Source organism: Pseudarthrobacter sp. SORGH_AS 212, from assembly GCF_030818145.1.
Taxonomy (GTDB): domain Bacteria; phylum Actinomycetota; class Actinomycetes; order Actinomycetales; family Micrococcaceae; genus Arthrobacter.
Map to the genome: position 1 here is coordinate 3,351,672 of NZ_JAUTAA010000001.1, position 14,865 is coordinate 3,366,536.

The 14,865-nt window shown below is 67.5% G+C and carries 16 protein-coding genes; 5 read left to right on the plus strand and 11 right to left on the minus strand.

The features are described from left to right. The first annotated feature begins 29 nt into the window (after window positions 1-29). From QE394_RS15320 to QE394_RS15335, 4 genes are all read left to right on the plus strand, one after another. Window positions 30-491, plus strand: coding sequence for a MaoC family dehydratase N-terminal domain-containing protein (locus QE394_RS15320; protein WP_056075499.1), 462 nt, complete (start codon window positions 30-32; stop codon window positions 489-491). Window positions 492-493: 2 nt separating this feature from the next. Continuing rightward, window positions 494-931, plus strand: a complete 438-nt coding sequence (locus QE394_RS15325) for a MaoC family dehydratase (protein WP_261619247.1) — start codon at window positions 494-496, stop codon at window positions 929-931. 10 nt (window positions 932-941) lie between these two features. After that, window positions 942-2,216 (plus strand): MFS transporter, encoded by a 1,275-nt coding sequence (locus QE394_RS15330; RefSeq protein WP_349035004.1) that lies wholly within the window; start codon window positions 942-944, stop codon window positions 2,214-2,216. 61 nt (window positions 2,217-2,277) lie between these two features. Further along, window positions 2,278-3,345, plus strand: coding sequence for a UDP-N-acetylmuramate dehydrogenase (locus QE394_RS15335; RefSeq protein WP_349035005.1), 1,068 nt, complete (start codon window positions 2,278-2,280; stop codon window positions 3,343-3,345). Here the strand turns inward: QE394_RS15335 and QE394_RS15340 are convergent. Then, window positions 3,326-3,826, minus strand: coding sequence for a hypothetical protein (locus QE394_RS15340; protein ID WP_156368299.1), 501 nt, complete (start codon window positions 3,824-3,826; stop codon window positions 3,326-3,328). The two genes, QE394_RS15335 and QE394_RS15340, sit on opposite strands and share 20 nt — an antisense overlap. Before the next feature lie 54 nt (window positions 3,827-3,880). Here QE394_RS15340 and QE394_RS15345 point away from each other — a divergent pair, with 54 nt between their 5' ends. Continuing rightward, window positions 3,881-5,017 (plus strand): winged helix DNA-binding domain-containing protein, encoded by a 1,137-nt coding sequence (locus QE394_RS15345; protein WP_349035006.1) that lies wholly within the window; start codon window positions 3,881-3,883, stop codon window positions 5,015-5,017. A 96-nt stretch (window positions 5,018-5,113) separates the two neighbouring features. On the opposite strand, the gene asd is transcribed toward QE394_RS15345, so the two are convergent. The 10 genes from asd to mshD all read right to left on the minus strand — a co-directional run bounded on the left by asd (window position 5,114) and on the right by mshD (window position 14,855). After that, complete coding sequence (asd, locus tag QE394_RS15350; RefSeq protein ID WP_268156608.1) at window positions 5,114-6,256, minus strand: aspartate-semialdehyde dehydrogenase; 1,143 nt, start codon at window positions 6,254-6,256, stop codon at window positions 5,114-5,116. Window positions 6,257-6,318: 62 nt separating this feature from the next. After that, entirely contained in the window at window positions 6,319-6,537 is a 219-nt protein-coding gene (locus QE394_RS15355; RefSeq protein ID WP_056075477.1) for an NF038396 family protein, read from the minus strand. Window positions 6,538-6,541: 4 nt separating this feature from the next. After that, window positions 6,542-7,126 (minus strand): dihydrofolate reductase, encoded by a 585-nt coding sequence (locus QE394_RS15360; RefSeq protein WP_056075474.1) that lies wholly within the window; start codon window positions 7,124-7,126, stop codon window positions 6,542-6,544. Beyond that, the gene (locus tag QE394_RS15365; RefSeq protein WP_015937891.1) at window positions 7,123-7,926 is read right to left on the minus strand and encodes a thymidylate synthase; all 804 of its coding nucleotides are present in this window, start codon (window positions 7,924-7,926) and stop codon (window positions 7,123-7,125) included. The genes QE394_RS15360 and QE394_RS15365 overlap by 4 nt, the downstream gene beginning before the upstream one ends. A 9-nt stretch (window positions 7,927-7,935) precedes the next feature. Beyond that, complete coding sequence (locus QE394_RS15370; RefSeq protein WP_056075471.1) at window positions 7,936-8,430, minus strand: DUF1648 domain-containing protein; 495 nt, start codon at window positions 8,428-8,430, stop codon at window positions 7,936-7,938. Next, window positions 8,420-8,824: a GntR family transcriptional regulator gene (locus tag QE394_RS15375; protein WP_056075468.1), complete on the minus strand. Its 405-nt coding sequence runs from the start codon at window positions 8,822-8,824 to the stop codon at window positions 8,420-8,422. The genes QE394_RS15370 and QE394_RS15375 overlap by 11 nt, the downstream gene beginning before the upstream one ends. Beyond that, a complete protein-coding gene (locus tag QE394_RS15380) occupies window positions 8,821-10,407 on the minus strand; it encodes a hypothetical protein (protein ID WP_349035007.1) in 1,587 nt (528 codons plus the stop codon). The genes QE394_RS15375 and QE394_RS15380 overlap by 4 nt, the downstream gene beginning before the upstream one ends. Before the next feature lie 117 nt (window positions 10,408-10,524). Beyond that, window positions 10,525-11,493: an NUDIX hydrolase gene (locus QE394_RS15385; protein ID WP_056075462.1), complete on the minus strand. Its 969-nt coding sequence runs from the start codon at window positions 11,491-11,493 to the stop codon at window positions 10,525-10,527. Window positions 11,494-11,503: 10 nt separating this feature from the next. Beyond that, window positions 11,504-13,753, minus strand: coding sequence for an RNA degradosome polyphosphate kinase (locus QE394_RS15390; protein WP_056075459.1), 2,250 nt, complete (start codon window positions 13,751-13,753; stop codon window positions 11,504-11,506). Between the two features lie 130 nt (window positions 13,754-13,883). Further along, window positions 13,884-14,855 (minus strand): mycothiol synthase, encoded by a 972-nt coding sequence (mshD, locus tag QE394_RS15395; protein WP_056075456.1) that lies wholly within the window; start codon window positions 14,853-14,855, stop codon window positions 13,884-13,886. Window positions 14,856-14,865: the final 10 nt, after the last annotated feature.

Below are 14,865 nucleotides of genomic sequence, written 5' to 3' on the forward strand. Positions count from 1 at the left end.
GCCGTGACGCGGACGATAGGCTTGAGGCCATGACTATCAATCCGGATCTGCAGGGCCGGAGCTACCCTGCCGCAGAGGTGTACGACGTCGGCCGCGAGAAGATCCGCGAGTTCGCCCGGGCGGTCAAGGCCACCCATCCCGCACACTTCGACGTCGATGCCGCCACGGCACTGGGCCACCGCGACCTCGTGGCACCGCCCACCTTCGCCATTATCATCGCCCAGCGCGCCGACGCCCAGCTCATCGAGGATCCGGAAGCTGGCATCGACTTCTCCCGCGTGGTCCACGCAGACCAGCGCTTCACCCACCACCGTCCCATCTTCGCCGGCGACCGGCTCGTGGCCGAACTGCACGTGGACGGCGTCCGCGCCATGGGCGGCGGAGCCATGATCACCACCCGCTCCGAAATCTTCGCCCTTGGCGACGGTGGCGCCCGCGAGCAGGTCACCACCACCACGTCATCCATCCTGGTCCGCGGAGAGGGACAGTAACCATGAGCCCCAGCATCACCGACCTGGCTGCAGGCCAGGAAATCGGCAGCCGCACCGTCGAGGTCACCCGCACGGACCTGGTCAAGTACGCGGGAGCCTCCGGGGACTTCAACCCCATCCACTGGAACGAGGCCTTTGCCACCGGCGTCGAGCTGCCCGGCGTCATCGCCCACGGCATGTTCACCATGGGCTCGGCCGTCCAGCTGGTGACCGACTGGGCAGGCGACCCGGCCGCCGTCGTCGATTTCCAGACCCGCTTCACCAAGCCCGTCCTGGTCACCGACACCACCGGCACCGCGGAACCCGGCGCCACCATTGAGGTCAGCGGAACCATCGGAAAGCTCGACGCCGAGGCGGGCACCGCCCGCGTGGACCTCACCGTCACCGCAGCCGGGCAAAAAGTCCTGATGAAGGCCCAGGCCGTCGTCAGGCTTTCCTAGCGGCGCCTCCTTGATCAAAACGGCAGCAGCCCAAGCCACCGCGGCCAACGTCACCCACTGGCGCAACGCCGTCGTAGTGGCCTACGGCGCCAGCGGCCTGGCTTTCGCCTCCTGGGTGTCCCGGCTCCCGGCAATTCGTGACGCCCTGGACCTGACCCCGGGCAACGTGGGCGTCCTGCTGCTCTGCCTGACGCTGGGCTCGTTTGCGTCGGTGTCTGCCTCGGGGCTGATCGTGCTCCGGCTGGGCTCCAAGCAGACCATCAGGACCGGCAGCATCATGGTGGGCTTCGGCCTGCTGCTCGCCGGCCTCGGCACCTCCCTGCTGGCCAGCCCCGTGGTGACCGCGGCGGGGCTTGCCGTCATCGGGCTGGGCACCGGAAGCTGGAACACCGCCTCGAACGTGGAGGGAGCGGCGGTGGAACGGGCCGTGGGCCGGCACATCATGCCCAGGCTGCACGGCGCCTTCAGCCTCGGGACCGTGGCGGGTGCGGGCCTGGGGGCTGCCGCTGCCGCGGTGTCCCTGCCCGTGGCCTGGCACCTCGGCGCGGCCGGCCTGGTGGTTGCCGTATCCGTGGCGACGGCCGCCTCCTGGTTCCGGGCAGACATCACCCCGGTAGCGGGGGAGCGGACCTACACCCCTGACCACTTCGAGGACCCCACCACCGGGCCCATTCCCCTCATCACCGCCGGGGAGGGGGAAGCCCCCCTCGACAACAAGCGCAAGATTGCCCAGGCCTGGCGTGACCGAAGGACGCTCCTCCTGGGTGTCCTGGTGCTCGGCCTGGCGCTGGCAGAAGGTGCAGCGGGGGACTGGGTAGCCCTTGCCCTGGCGGACGGGCACGGGCAAAGCGACGCCGCGGGTGCCGCAGGGTACGGGCTGTTCGTCACGTTCATGACCATCGGCCGGTTCGCCGGAACCCTCGTCCTGGACCGCTACGGCAGGGTACCGGTAATGCGCTGGTGCGCTGCGCTGGCGGTCCTGGGGCTGGGCATGTTCGTCTTCGCGCCGGTGCCGTGGCTTGCCTTTGTTGGCCTCGCCATCTGGGGCCTGGGTGCCTCGCTGGGATTCCCCGTGGGCATGTCCGCCGCGGCAGACGACCCCGCCAAGGCCGCCGCCAGGGTGTCCGTGGTCTCCACCATCGGCTACGGCGCGTTCCTGTGCGGGCCGCCGCTGCTGGGCCTGCTGGCCGAGCACGTGGGCATCCTGCACTCGCTGCTGGCCGTCATGGTGATGCTGGCCGTGAGCTTCTTCCTTTCGCCGGTGGCCCGGAAGCCCGCTGGATAGTTGCTCACATAGGTACTTGGAATTACCCCCTTAGGTCAGTAACTTCAAGTACTGTGGTTTGGTGAATTCCACGCTGCTTTCCTCCCTGACCACCTCCGCCGTCGGTGGTCCCGCCGGCAAATACATCGAGGCGCGGACCGAGGCTGAGATCATCGATGCCGTCCGCACCGCGGATGCAGCCGGGGAACAGGTGCTGATCATCGCCGGCGGCTCCAACCTCCTGATCTCCGACGACGGATACCCCGGGACGGTGGTGAAGATCGCCTCCGAGGGCTTCATGATTAACGCCGAAGACTCCTGCGGCGGTGTGGCGGTGGTGGTCCAGGCCGGGCACAACTGGGACCAGCTGGTGGACTATGCTGTCCGGCACGCGTGGTCCGGGATCGAGGCGCTGTCCGGGATCCCGGGGTCAACGGGCGCGACGCCGGTCCAGAACGTTGGTGCCTATGGCGCTGACGTCTCGCAGACCATTGCCGCGGTCCGGACCTGGGACCGTGAGCGGAACGCCGTGCAGACCTTCACCAACTCCGAGCTGAAGTTCGGCTACCGGGACTCCATCCTGAAGCAGACCACCGTGAACGGATCGCCCCGGTACGTGGTGCTGACGGTCGAATTCCAGCTCCCGCTGGGCCGGATGAGCGCCCCCATCCGGTACGCCGAACTGGCGCGGTCCCTCGGCGTTGAAGCGGGTAAAAGGGCCTACTCGAACGATGTGCGCCGGGAAGTGCTGCGGCTGCGGGCCTCCAAGGGTATGGTCCTGGACCCTGCGGACCGGGACACCTATTCGACGGGTTCGTTCTTTACCAACCCGATCGTTCCCGAGTCGGAAGCGGCGTCGCTGCCGGAGAACGCGCCGCGGTACCCTGCCGGCCAGGACGGAATGGTGAAGCTGTCCGCTGCGTGGCTGATTGACCAGGCAGGCTTCGGCAAGGGCTTCGGTCTCGAACCGGACAGCGTGTCCGGGGGACGGGCTTCGCTGTCCACCAAGCACACGCTGGCCATCACCAACCGCGGCGGCGCAGGCGCCTCCGACGTGGTGGCCGTGGCACGCGAGGTGCGTGCCGGCGTCGAACGCCGGTTTGGTGTCCGGCTGCACCCCGAGCCGCTGCTTATCGGCCTGGAACTGTAACGTCCTCTTCGGCGTCCGCTGAAGTTCCTGCCGGGTCCTGTCGCAGGGATGCCGCCGCACCCATGACGGCCGAGGCCCACCCTGCCAGGACCAGGTAGATGCCCATGAAGATCCATACCAGCTGCCCGGGCGCCAGCGGGCTGACTGTCCCGGCCACGATGCAGGTGGCCAGGCCGGCGGTGGCGACCGCAAGGGACAGGACCCAGAGCACCCGTGCGGTCATCGGGTGGCGGCGCCAGTCCCTGCGGATCCGCACGCCCTGGCAGCCCGTGCGGAGGCCGGGAAAGAGGACCGCGTAGCCTCCGCCCAGGCTCAGGGCCAGTGATGGAAGAAGGAACCGGGGTTCAGACTGTCCGCTGCCCAGGAACCTGGTGAGGGAAAGGCCTCCCAGCGCCGTTCCGGCCAGGACGCTGAGGGTCCCGCCGATCATCCACATCCTGGTTTTACGCGCAAGCAAAAGCCACAAACTCCCCAAAGTCATGGTTCCACCCTAACCGGCGTATGCGCCCAGGGGTGCGGCACCTAGGATGAAGCAATGTCACCAACCGCCGTGCGGCTGAGCCGCAGTGTCATGGGCCGGCTCCGCCTGGCGTCCCAGGGGCTCACGGCTGCGGGGCCTGCGCCGGCTGCCGTGCCTGGCAGTGCTGTTCCCGGCTCCGCCGGGGACGTGGTGCGGTGGATGACGGCGATGCAGGGGCAGGACCTGCAGGCGGCGCTGTGGGCCGTGGGTGTACGGCACCCGGGCTGTGGCCTGAGCGATGTCCGCGCCGCCCTTGATGACGGCTCGATCGTGCGCTCCTGGCCCATGCGCGGAACCCTGCACCTGGTGGCCCCCGAGGACCTTGGGTGGATGCTGGACCTCACGGCCGAGCGGCTCACCCGGAGCATCGCTGCCAGGCACCGGGAACTGACCATCAGCTGGGCCGATATCGAGGCAAGCCGGGACGTGGCGCTGGCCCGGATCGCTGCGGGCGGTCCTGTCAGCCGTGCAGACCTGTTCAAGGAGTTCGACGCCGCGGGCCAGGCAACTGCGGGCCAGCGGGGTATCCACATCCTGGGCACGCTGTGCCGGCACGGCTGGCTGGTGCAGGGGCCGCTGGCGGGAAACCAGCAGCTGCTGGTCGCGTTCGACGAATGGATTCCGGTGTCACGGCGCCTCGAACGGGCCGAAGCGGTGGCGGAGTTCCTGCTGCGCTACATCCGAAGCCACGGGCCGGCCACTGTACGGGACTTTGCCTGGTGGACGCAGATCCCGCTGACCGAGGCCAGGGCCGCGCTCGAAGCCATCCGCAGCCAGGTAGTGGAGGTTGAGTTCGGTGGCGTGGGCTATTGGATGTCGCCGGAGACGGCCGCACTGCTGGACAGCGGGGTCCCGGGAGCCAGGTCGGTCCTGCTGTTGCCCGGCTTCGACGAGTTCGTGCTTGGCTACCAGGACCGCAGCCTTGTGCTGGCCCCGGAGCACTTCGACAGCATTGTTCCCGGCGGCAACGGGGTCTTCAAGAAGACTGTGGTTGCGGCGGGGCAGGTGGTGGGCACCTGGGCGCGCGAAGGCACCGGCCGTGCTGCCGCCGTCGTACCTGAACTCTTCGACGGGATCCCGCCGCTGGGTCCGGCAGCGCGGGCAGCCCTGGCGAAGGCCGCCCGCCGGTACGAGGCCTTCCTGGCACGCTGACGCCACCGGAACACAGAAGCGGCCCCGCCCCGCATGACCGGTGCAGGGCAGCAACGGTTGTGCGGGTCAGGGCCGCTTGTGAAGCAGCTGGGAGGCTTAGAGGTTGCCGGTGGCGATCTTCAGCATGCGGCGCAGCGGCTCGGCGGCGCCCCAGAGGAGCTGGTCGCCCACGGTGAACGCGCTGATGTAGTTGGGGCCCATCTCCATCTTGCGGATGCGTCCCACCGGGATGTCCAGGGTGCCTGAAGCAGCAACGGGCGTCAGGTCGGCCATGGAGGCTTCCTTGGTGTTGGGAACCACCTTGGCCCACTCGTTGTCCTCGGCCAGCAGCTTTTCAATCTCGGTTACGGCGAGGTCTTCGCGGAGCTTCAGCGTCAGCGCCTGCGAGTGGGAGCGCATGGCACCGATGCGGACGCAGAGGCCGTCCATGATCACGTGGTTGTCCTCGGCGGTGCCCAGGATCTTGTTGGTCTCAACCCCGGCCTTCCACTCTTCCTTGGACTGGCCATTGCCCAGGTCCGCGTCGATCCAGGGGATCAGCGAGCCGGCCAACGGGACGCCGAACTGGGTGGCGTCGATGTCACTGCGCTGGTGGGCCAGCACCTTGCGGTCGATCTCAAGGATGGCTGATGCGGGGTCGTCAAGTTCGGTGCTGACCTCGGCGTTGAGCGTGCCGAACTGGCTGAGGAGCTCACGCATGTGGCGGGCGCCGCCGCCGGAGGCAGCCTGGTAGGTCATGGACGTGCCCCACTCGACGAGGCCATTCTTGAACAGTCCGCCGAGGCCCATGAGCATGCAGGAGACCGTGCAGTTGCCGCCGATGAAGTCCTTGGTGCCGTTGACCAGGCCCTTGTCGATCACATCGCGGTTGATGGGGTCCAGGACGATGATCGAATCGTCATTCATGCGCAGCGTGGAGGCGGCGTCGATCCAGAGTCCGTCCCAGCCGCGGCCGCGCAGTTCGCCGTGGACCTGCTTGGTGTAGTCCCCGCCCTGGGCGGTGACAATAATGGGCAGCTTCGCCAGGGTGTCGAGGTCGAACGCGTTCTCGAGCTTGCCGGCGCTCCCTCCTGCTGAACCAGCAAGGGTGGGGGCGGCACCGCCCGCGTTGGACGTGGAGAAAAACACCGGGTTGATGTTGGCGAAGTCGCCCTCGTCCTGCATGCGCTGCATGAGGACGGAGCCCACCATGCCGCGCCATCCGACCAGGCCGACGGAAGGGGTAGCTGCTGTAGTCATTCGTACAGTTTAGACTTCGGCACCGTAAGGGCGCAGTCGGTTACGTCACTGCCGGCAGGGTCCTAGCCCTGGTCGGACTCTTCCAGCAGGGCGGTCTTGCGGGCGCGCAGGGCAAAGAACGCGCCAAAGGCAAACGCCTGGGTCACCACCACCAGCACGATGGCACCGGCGATCTTGTTGCCCCCCAGGATCATGGTGAGTCCAACGATCGCGGACAGCAGCGCGAGAAGGGGAAGGAGCATGTACCCCAGGACGAACAGGGTTTCGGGTTTCTTCAGCATCGTCCTAGCTTTCGGTCCGTGACCATTTGGTGAACCGGTAGCGCGTGCCGTTGGCGCCGGTCAGCCATCCGTCCGGCGGGAGGGAGGAGCTGGCCTCCCAACTGGTGCCGAGCTCCGGAGCGTACGTATCGCCGTCGGCCTCCACGTCGATGGTGGTGACCACCGCAACGTTGGCAAGCTCTGTCGACTGACGGAAGATCTCGCCGCCGCCAAGGATCCAGACGGTGTCGCCGCCGTCGACGAACTGGGACTCCAGCAGTGCGTCATCCAGCGAGGGGACCACGACGGCGCCCGCCGCCTCGGGCGTATCGGCCCAGCTTTTCTGCCGGGTGATGACGATGTTGGTGCGCCCGGGCAGGGGACGGTACTTCGCCGGAAAGGACAGCCAGGTTTTGCGGCCCATGATGACCGGGTGCCCGGTGGTCAGCCGGGTGAAGTGCCTGAGGTCTTCGGGCAGGTGCCAGGGCATGTCCCCGTCCTTGCCGATGACGCCGTTCGGTGTTTGGGCCCAGACCAGGCCAACGCCCGTGATGGAGGCGGCAAGTTCCTCGGTGAAGGACTGGGGATCGGTGGAGTTCTCGGTGCTCATACGGCAATCGGCGCCTTAATGGTGGGGTGGTGCTTGTAACCGACCACCTCGAAGTCTTCCAGCGTGTAGTCGAAGATCGAGGCGGGCTTCCTGTTGATCTTCAGCTGCGGGTACTCGTACGGCTCCCGTTCGAGCTGCTTGAGGACCTGGTCCATGTGGTTCTCGTAGATGTGGACGTCGCCACCGGTCCAGACAAATTCCCCCGGTTCGAGGCCCACCTGCTGCGCCAGCATGTACGTGAGCAAGGCGTAGGAGGCGATGTTGAAAGGGACGCCCAGGAACATGTCCGCCGAGCGCTGGTACAGCTGGCAGGAAAGCTTGCCGTCGGCAACGTAGAACTGGAAGAACGCATGGCACGGCGGCAGCGCCATGTCGTTGAGCTCGGAGACGTTCCAGGCCGAGACAATATGCCGGCGGGAGTCCGGGTTGGCCTTGAGGTTCTCCACGAGTTCGGCGATCTGGTCGATGTGGCCACCGTCCGGGGTGGGCCAGCTGCGCCACTGAACACCGTAAACCGGGCCAAGGTCGCCGTCCTCGTCAGCCCATTCGTTCCAGATGGTGACGCCCTGGTCCTGCATCCACTTCACGTTGGTTTCGCCGCGCAGGAACCACAACAGCTCCACTGCCACGGACTTGAAGTGGACCCGCTTGGTGGTGATGAGCGGGAAGCCTTCGGCGAGGTCGAAACGGATCTGGCGGCCGAAAACGCTGGTGGTTCCGGTGCCCGTACGGTCGGATTTGTGCGTGCCCTGGGCCAGGACGTCGCGCAGAAGGTCTTCATAAGGCGTGGGGATGCTCACCGTCCCAGTCTACCGGGGCGGAGCCGGCGGGACGGAGACCGCGCGGGTGGCGCGGACCACCAGCCACAGGGTGAAGCCCATCAGGAGGAGCATCGGCGGCCAGATGGTCCAGGGGCTTGCCAGTCCGAGCCAGCCCGTGGTGCACAGCCAACAGAAAAGAACGGCCAAGGCCGGCGCCAGCTTAGCCAGAACGTCCTTTCCCGCCCTGGCCTCAAGAGCCGCCCGGGCCGCGTCCTGCGCTCCTTTGGCTGCCATGGCGGGAAGGAACCGGTACAGCAGCCACAGGAACGCCACCACGCCGGTACCGATCAGCAGCGGCGAAAAGACGGCAAGAACTGACTTGCCGGCGAACCTGTCCGGGATGCCCGCCCCGTCCCAATGGACGGGGACAGGATCCGGCATCCCCGGGTACAGGTAGGCCCCGAGGACCGCAGCGGCCGCCAGGAGCAGTAGGGACGGCACAAACCAGGTCCGCTCAGGCGCCGGGCGCGGATCAGTGTTCATCGGTCCGCTCCGTTCCGAGCCTTGCGCGGACCAGGTCCAGCAGCAGCCCGTCGCTGAGTCCTGCCTTCCGGCCGGCCTCCACATAGCGTTCGACGGCGGCGGTCACCTCGGACGGTATGGCACCCGGACTGCCGTGCCCGGCACCGCCCGGAACGGAGGCGATGAAGGTGCCGCCCCGGCGTCGTGATTCAACAACCCCGGCCGCCTCCAACTCCTTGTATGCCCTGGCCACAGTGCCGGCAGCAATGCCTAAATCCGCGGCCAGGCTGCGGACGGTGGGCAGCCTGCTCTCAGGCGGCAATGCGCCTACGGCAACCAGGGAGCTGATCTGTGACCGGATTTGCTCATAGGGCGGGGTGGCGGACCGCAGGTCCACGGTGATTCCGGCGCTCACGGCACCGTTTCGGGTGCGGGCGCTGCTTTGGCGGCAGGTTTGGCGGTGATTCCGCGGACCGGGATCACCGCAATGACCACGCCGGCAGAGGCCAGGATCACTCCTGCTCCCGGTGCTATCTGCCACAGGACTGAAGTGGCGTCGGCGCCCGGCGGGGAAAAGCGCTGCAGCCCCGGTGCTGCGCTCATGAGCAGCGCCCCGGCCTGGGCGGCGAAGAGGGCAGCCAGGGTGCGGGCTACCCTGTGCAGCGTGATGGCACGAAGGGCGGCGTCGAGTCCGGGAACCGCCCCGGGGATGCTGCGGCGGCGCCGTGCCACGGCCACGGGCACGGCGGCGGTTCCGATTGCAGCAACGGTGGTCCAGGCAGTTGCCGGCCACGACGGCGGTACGCCAGTTTCCGCCTGCCGCACGGCGATGAGGACCAGGACGCTGAGCAGGATGGCCATGGCCGTAACGACCGTGGCGATAAGTGCGGGGGAGACCACCTGGCGGGGCCAGTGCCGGGGCTCGCCGTCCGTGCCGTGGTTGCGGTGCAGGAGGACCTCGCCGCCTGCCACTACCGCCAGGACAGCGATGGCCGCCAGTGCTACGAACAGCGCCGGCTGGCCGGTGAGGACGCCAGGCATCACCGCCGCTGCCACCAGCGGAAGCAGAGCGGCCAAGCCCATGGCCGGCCCGATCGAAACCGCCAGCTTCGTGGCCGGTTGCGGATCAAGGATCCGGCGGGCCCGGCGTTCCGTCAGTCCATGGGACAGTTTGGGCGGCGCCCACCACCACATGGCCAGCAGGACCACGAGGTTCAGGACTGCGGCCGGGCTGGCCCACGTTCCGGTGCTTTCGGCGGGGTTCGGCAGGGCAGTGTGGTTGCCGGCGATTGCGGCCAGGCCGGAGGCTACCGTGGCCACGGAACGGAGCAGCCGGTTCATGGCGATGGTCCGCAGCAGGCCGTTGTCCCCGGACGTGAGCGATTCCAGCCGCCGCCGGCGGGCGATCAGTGCCAGCACGGCGAAGGTTCCGGCCGCGAGGACCGCCAGTGCTCCACCCAGAGGGGCAGCGAGGTCCATGCCGGGTACCCGGCCGTCGCCGCCATAGTATGTGCTGCCGCCGGACGGTTCGGGCTGCGGGGCGTAGGGAACGGGATCAAAGCCCGGCAGGCTCGCCGTCCACGCGATCTGCCCGGCTGCCGTGACGAAGACGGCCAGCACGGTCCAGGCGAGTTTCCGGGGGAGGAAGTCGCGTATCCGCCGAACGTCGAGGCTCGCCCGCCGGCGGGGAAGCCGTGGACCGGGATAGCTGAGCTGGCCGATGGCGTGCACCGCAAGGCAGCCCAGGACGGGCCACGCCAGGACGGGGAGGAGGTCGACGCCGGACGGCGCCTGGTGCAGGCCGGAGACAGGGATGAGTCCCGCCTTCGCCGCCGGCTGGAGCGAGCTCACCAGCCAGCCGATGACCCCGATCCAGAGGGCGTGCTTGGCCGCGGTGCCGGCTGATCCGGGATTGCCCGGTTGCCAGATGACCCACCGGAGCAGCAGGTAGACACCTGCGGCCAGCAGGAACGGAAACAGGATCACCGTCGGCTGCATTGCATTGAACGCTAAGGCGTCGAGGCCTGGCACATCATCCCCCAAATTCGTGCGGCTATGTATCAAGTATTTGATACATAGCGGCGCAAGGTCAACCGGGCATGCCAGCCAGTACGGTCAGTCGTCGAAGGGTTTGAACCGCTCCACCGCTACAACGCTGCTCCCCTTGGCGAAGGCTACGTGGCACACCACCAGCTCTCCGGGGGACAAGTACGGGTCCGCGGACGGGAGCAGGCTGCCCAGCCTCGCCGGCATGTGCTTGGCCAGCTGGGCGAGGACCGTGGGCAGGGCCGGACGGTGCGTGCAGACTGCCACGGGACGCTGCTTGTCGAAAAGCGACTCGATAATGCCGGCCGTCTTTTTGGGGCTGCGCTCATGCCGGTGTTCCGTCAGTGCCTCCGCCATCTTGACCTTCGCACCGCTGGCCTTCGCGTAGGGAGCCACGGTGGCTACGCAGCGCAGCCAGGGGCTGGTGACCACCCGCGGCGGCTTCCAGGCCTGCAGCAACCTGCCGACGGCCTGCGCCTGCCGGATACCCGTGGCGGCCAGCGGCCGCTCACCTTCGGCCTTGGTCCAGGACGAACGGGGTTTTGCTTTCGCGTGGCGGACAACCAACAGCGGCCAGGTGTCCAGCCCGCCGCGGGCATGTGCCTCCCGCAGGTGCTGCAGCGGCACGGTATCCGAAGGATTGGAGAGCAGCGCGGCCGCCTTGTCCGGGCTGCACCACATGACGGAGTCCACCTCCTTACCATCCGGCACGAGGCGTGCGCCGTTGACCTTCACGGCCCAGTAGTAGACCACTTTCAATCCCGAGGCCACGTGGTAGTGGATGGGCGGCAGGGGAATGCCCAGCGGGGCATCAAGCCCAATCTCCTCCCGCACCTCCCGGACCGCGCACTCCGGTACCGTCTCGCCGTCGTCGATCTTGCCTTTTGGCCAGGACCAGTCGTCATAGCGTGGGCGGTGGATCAGGAGGACTTCAAGGCCTTCCCGGGTGGCCCGCCAGGGGATTGCTCCGGCAGCGGTGACCGCTACTGGTTCCCCGGGATGGTCTGTCTGGTCTTCTATGAGTGCATCGCTCGACAAAGCCGGGGCCCTATCGCCGGCTCAGGCTGCGCTGCCGGGGGCGCGAGGCGAGCAGCCAGGACTGGACGTCCTCAAGCGGCTTGCCGTCCTCCCCGAGGTGGTGGCGGTTCCAGTGGCCGTCATTGTCCAGATGCCAGCTGGAGGTTTCCGGTGCCAGGTAGCGCTGCAGCAGGTCGAGGACGTAGGCGATGTCATCGGCGCTGGCAAGCTGCACCAGGGCCTCCACCCGGCGGTCGAGGTTGCGGTGCATCATGTCGGCCGAGCCGATATAGACCACAGGGTCCCCGCCGTTGGCGAAGGCAAACACGCGGGAGTGCTCCAGGAACCGGCCCAGGATGGACCGGACGGTGATGTTCTCACTCAGGCCCGGAACGCCGGGGCGCAGCGAGCAGATGCCGCGAACCACCACGTCCACCTTCACACCGGCCTGGGACGCGCGGTAAAGGGAATCGATAATGGCTTCGTCGACCATCGAGTTGACCTTGATCTGCACCCGGCCCGGCTTGCCGGCCCGGGCGTTGCGGATCTCGGTTTCGATCCTGTCGATCAGCCCGGAGCGTACGGAACGGGGCGCCACCAGCAGCCGCTTGAAGGTGGACTTGGGAGCATACCCGGACAGTTGGTTGAACAGCTTGGACAGGTCCTGGCCCACCTGCTCGTTGGACGTCAGGAGGCCGAGGTCCTCGTAGTACCGCGCGGTGCGGGGGTGGTAGTTGCCGGTGCCGATGTGGCAGTAGCGGCGCAGGCCATCCACTTCCTGGCGGACCACCAGGGACAGCTTGCAGTGCGTTTTCAGGCCCACGATGCCGTACACCACGTGGACGCCGGCCTGTTCCAGCTTGCGGGCCCAGGAGATGTTGGCCTGCTCATCGAACCGGGCCTTGATTTCCACCAGGGCCAGGACCTGTTTGCCGGCCTCCGCGGCGTCGATAAGCGCATCGACGATGGGGGAGTCACCTGACGTGCGGTACAGGGTCTGCTTGATGGCCTGGACCTTGGGATCCGCTGCGGCCTGCTCGAGGAAGGCCTGCACGGAGGTGGAGAAGGAATCGTAAGGGTGGTGGAGGAGGATGTCGCGGCGGCGCATGGCCGCGAACACGTTGGCCGCCTTGGATGTTTCGGATTCGTTCAGGTACCGGGAGGTGTGCGGAACGTGCTTGGGGTAATGCAGGTCGGCGCGGTCGATGCCGCCAATGACGGCGAGGCCGCGGAGGTCCAGCGGAGCGGGTACCGAGTAGACCTCGGACTCCTCCACGCCGAGTTCGCGGATCAGCAGCGCCCGGATGTTGGGGTTGATGTCGTTCGTGACTTCCAGCCGGACCGGCGGGCCGAACCGGCGTCGCAGCAGTTCCTTCTCGAGGGCCTGGAGGAGGTTCTCGGCGTCGTCCTCCTCAACCTCCACGTCCTCGTTGCGGGTGACACGGAAGGTGTGGTGCTCCAGGACTTCCATGCCGGGGAAGAGCTTGTCCAAGTGGACGGCGATGACGTCTTCGAGGGCGATGAACCGTGCCACCCGTCCGGCCACGGCGCCTGCACGCGGGCCGTCGATGGAGATCAGGCGCGGAAGCTGGTCAGGCACCTTGACGCGGGCGAACAGTTCCTTGTCGCTCACCGGGTTCCTGACCACCACGGCCAGGTTGAGGGACAGTCCGGAGATGTAGGGGAAGGGGTGCGCCGGGTCCACCGCGAGGGGCGTGAGGATGGGGAACACCTTTTCGGCGAACATGACGCTCAGCTGCTGCTGGGCGGCGTCGTCGAGTTCGTCCCAGTGCATGAGGTGGATGTGCTCGTACGCCAGGGCCGGCCGGATCTGCTCGGCGTAAACCTGGGCGTGCCGCTGCTGCAGCCGGTGGGCTTCGGCGCTGATCTGTTCCAGCACTTCCACCGGGCTGAGGCCGGCCGGGGAGGGGACAGCCAGTCCGGTGGCGATCCGGCGTTTCAGGCCTGCCACCCGGACCATGAAGAACTCATCGAGGTTGGAGGCGAAGATGGAGAGGAAGTTGACCCGTTCCAGCAGGTGCAGGGTGGGGTCCTCAGCCAGTTCCAGCACCCGGGAGTTGAAGCTGAGCCAGCTGAGCTCGCGGTCCAGGAAACGGTCCGGGCTGATGTCCCCCTCCGGCTCGAGGTTCGGTGCGAACTCAGGGATGTCGATGCGGTCCTGCGTGGCTCGGGAGGCCGGGACCTCGGAGGAGCCGAAGCGGGCACGGACCGGAATTGCAGCATCCTGGGACGTGGCTGTTCCGGACGGTTCCGGGTTCATGGGATCTCCTTTTGCCTGGCGCTTGATGCTGGCGCTTCCGGCCTGCGCGGTTCTGTTTCAACCTTACAAGCATTCACCGCGGTAGAGCCCCTGATTTCCGCACCCCCGCCGGGTGGATCAGCCGATTGGACTAACCTTCCTTCACCGGCCCGTACATGACGTCCATGTCCCAACGGGTGAAGCCCAGCCTGCGGTACAGCGAGACGGCGGGTGTGTTGTCCGCGTCGGTGTACAGCATGACGGCGTGCAGGCCGAGGTCCTGCAGGTACTTTATGCCGGCGAGCGTCAGGGCCTTGCCCAGTCCGGAGCCTTGCGCTTCGGGCGCCACGCCCACTACGTAGACTTCGCCGATGGCGGGGTGCGAGCCATGGCGGGGATGGACCTTCGTCCAGTGGAAGCCCACAACGCGGCCGGCGGTGTCCACCGCGAGGAGGAACCCGGCGGGGTCGAACCAGTCTTCCTCCATCCGTGCCGCCAGGTCCGCCCGGGTGAGGCTGCCCTGTTCCGGGTGGTGCGAGAAGGCCGCCCGGTTGACGGCAAGCCAAGCGTCCTCGTCCTGGCCCGGTCTGAAGGGACGCAGCGACACGCCATCCGGAAGGACTGCCTCGGGAAGGTCCGCCTCCGCCGTCGTCATCCGCATCTTCCACAACTCCCGCACCGGAGCGTAGCCGTACCGTGCGGCGAGGTCGGCGGCGGCCTCGTGGTTGCCGTGGGACCAGGCCTTCAGCCCATCGAACCCCCGCCGGTCCTGCAATGCCCGCACCAGGCGGTCGGCCACGCCCTGGTTCCGGTACGAAGGGTGCACCGCAATTTCCAGCACGCCGCTGTGGTCCGGTTCCTCCACCACGACGGCGAACCCTGCCAGGTCCTGGCCGGTTGCCGGATCCGAGTCCTCGTCCGGGGCGTACAGCGCCAGGGTCAGCAGCGAGTGGTCTGCAGAATCGCCGGAGCGCATGGTCACCAGCGTCTGCTCGGAGATCGAGGGGTTGCCGTCGGACTCTTCGGCCGCAACCAGGAGGTCGCGGCAGTCCTTCAGGAGTTGCCGGTCAACCCCGCCTTGGACAACATGGACGGGCCATTTCTCGGGGTGCGCTGGAGTCATGAAGCTAGGC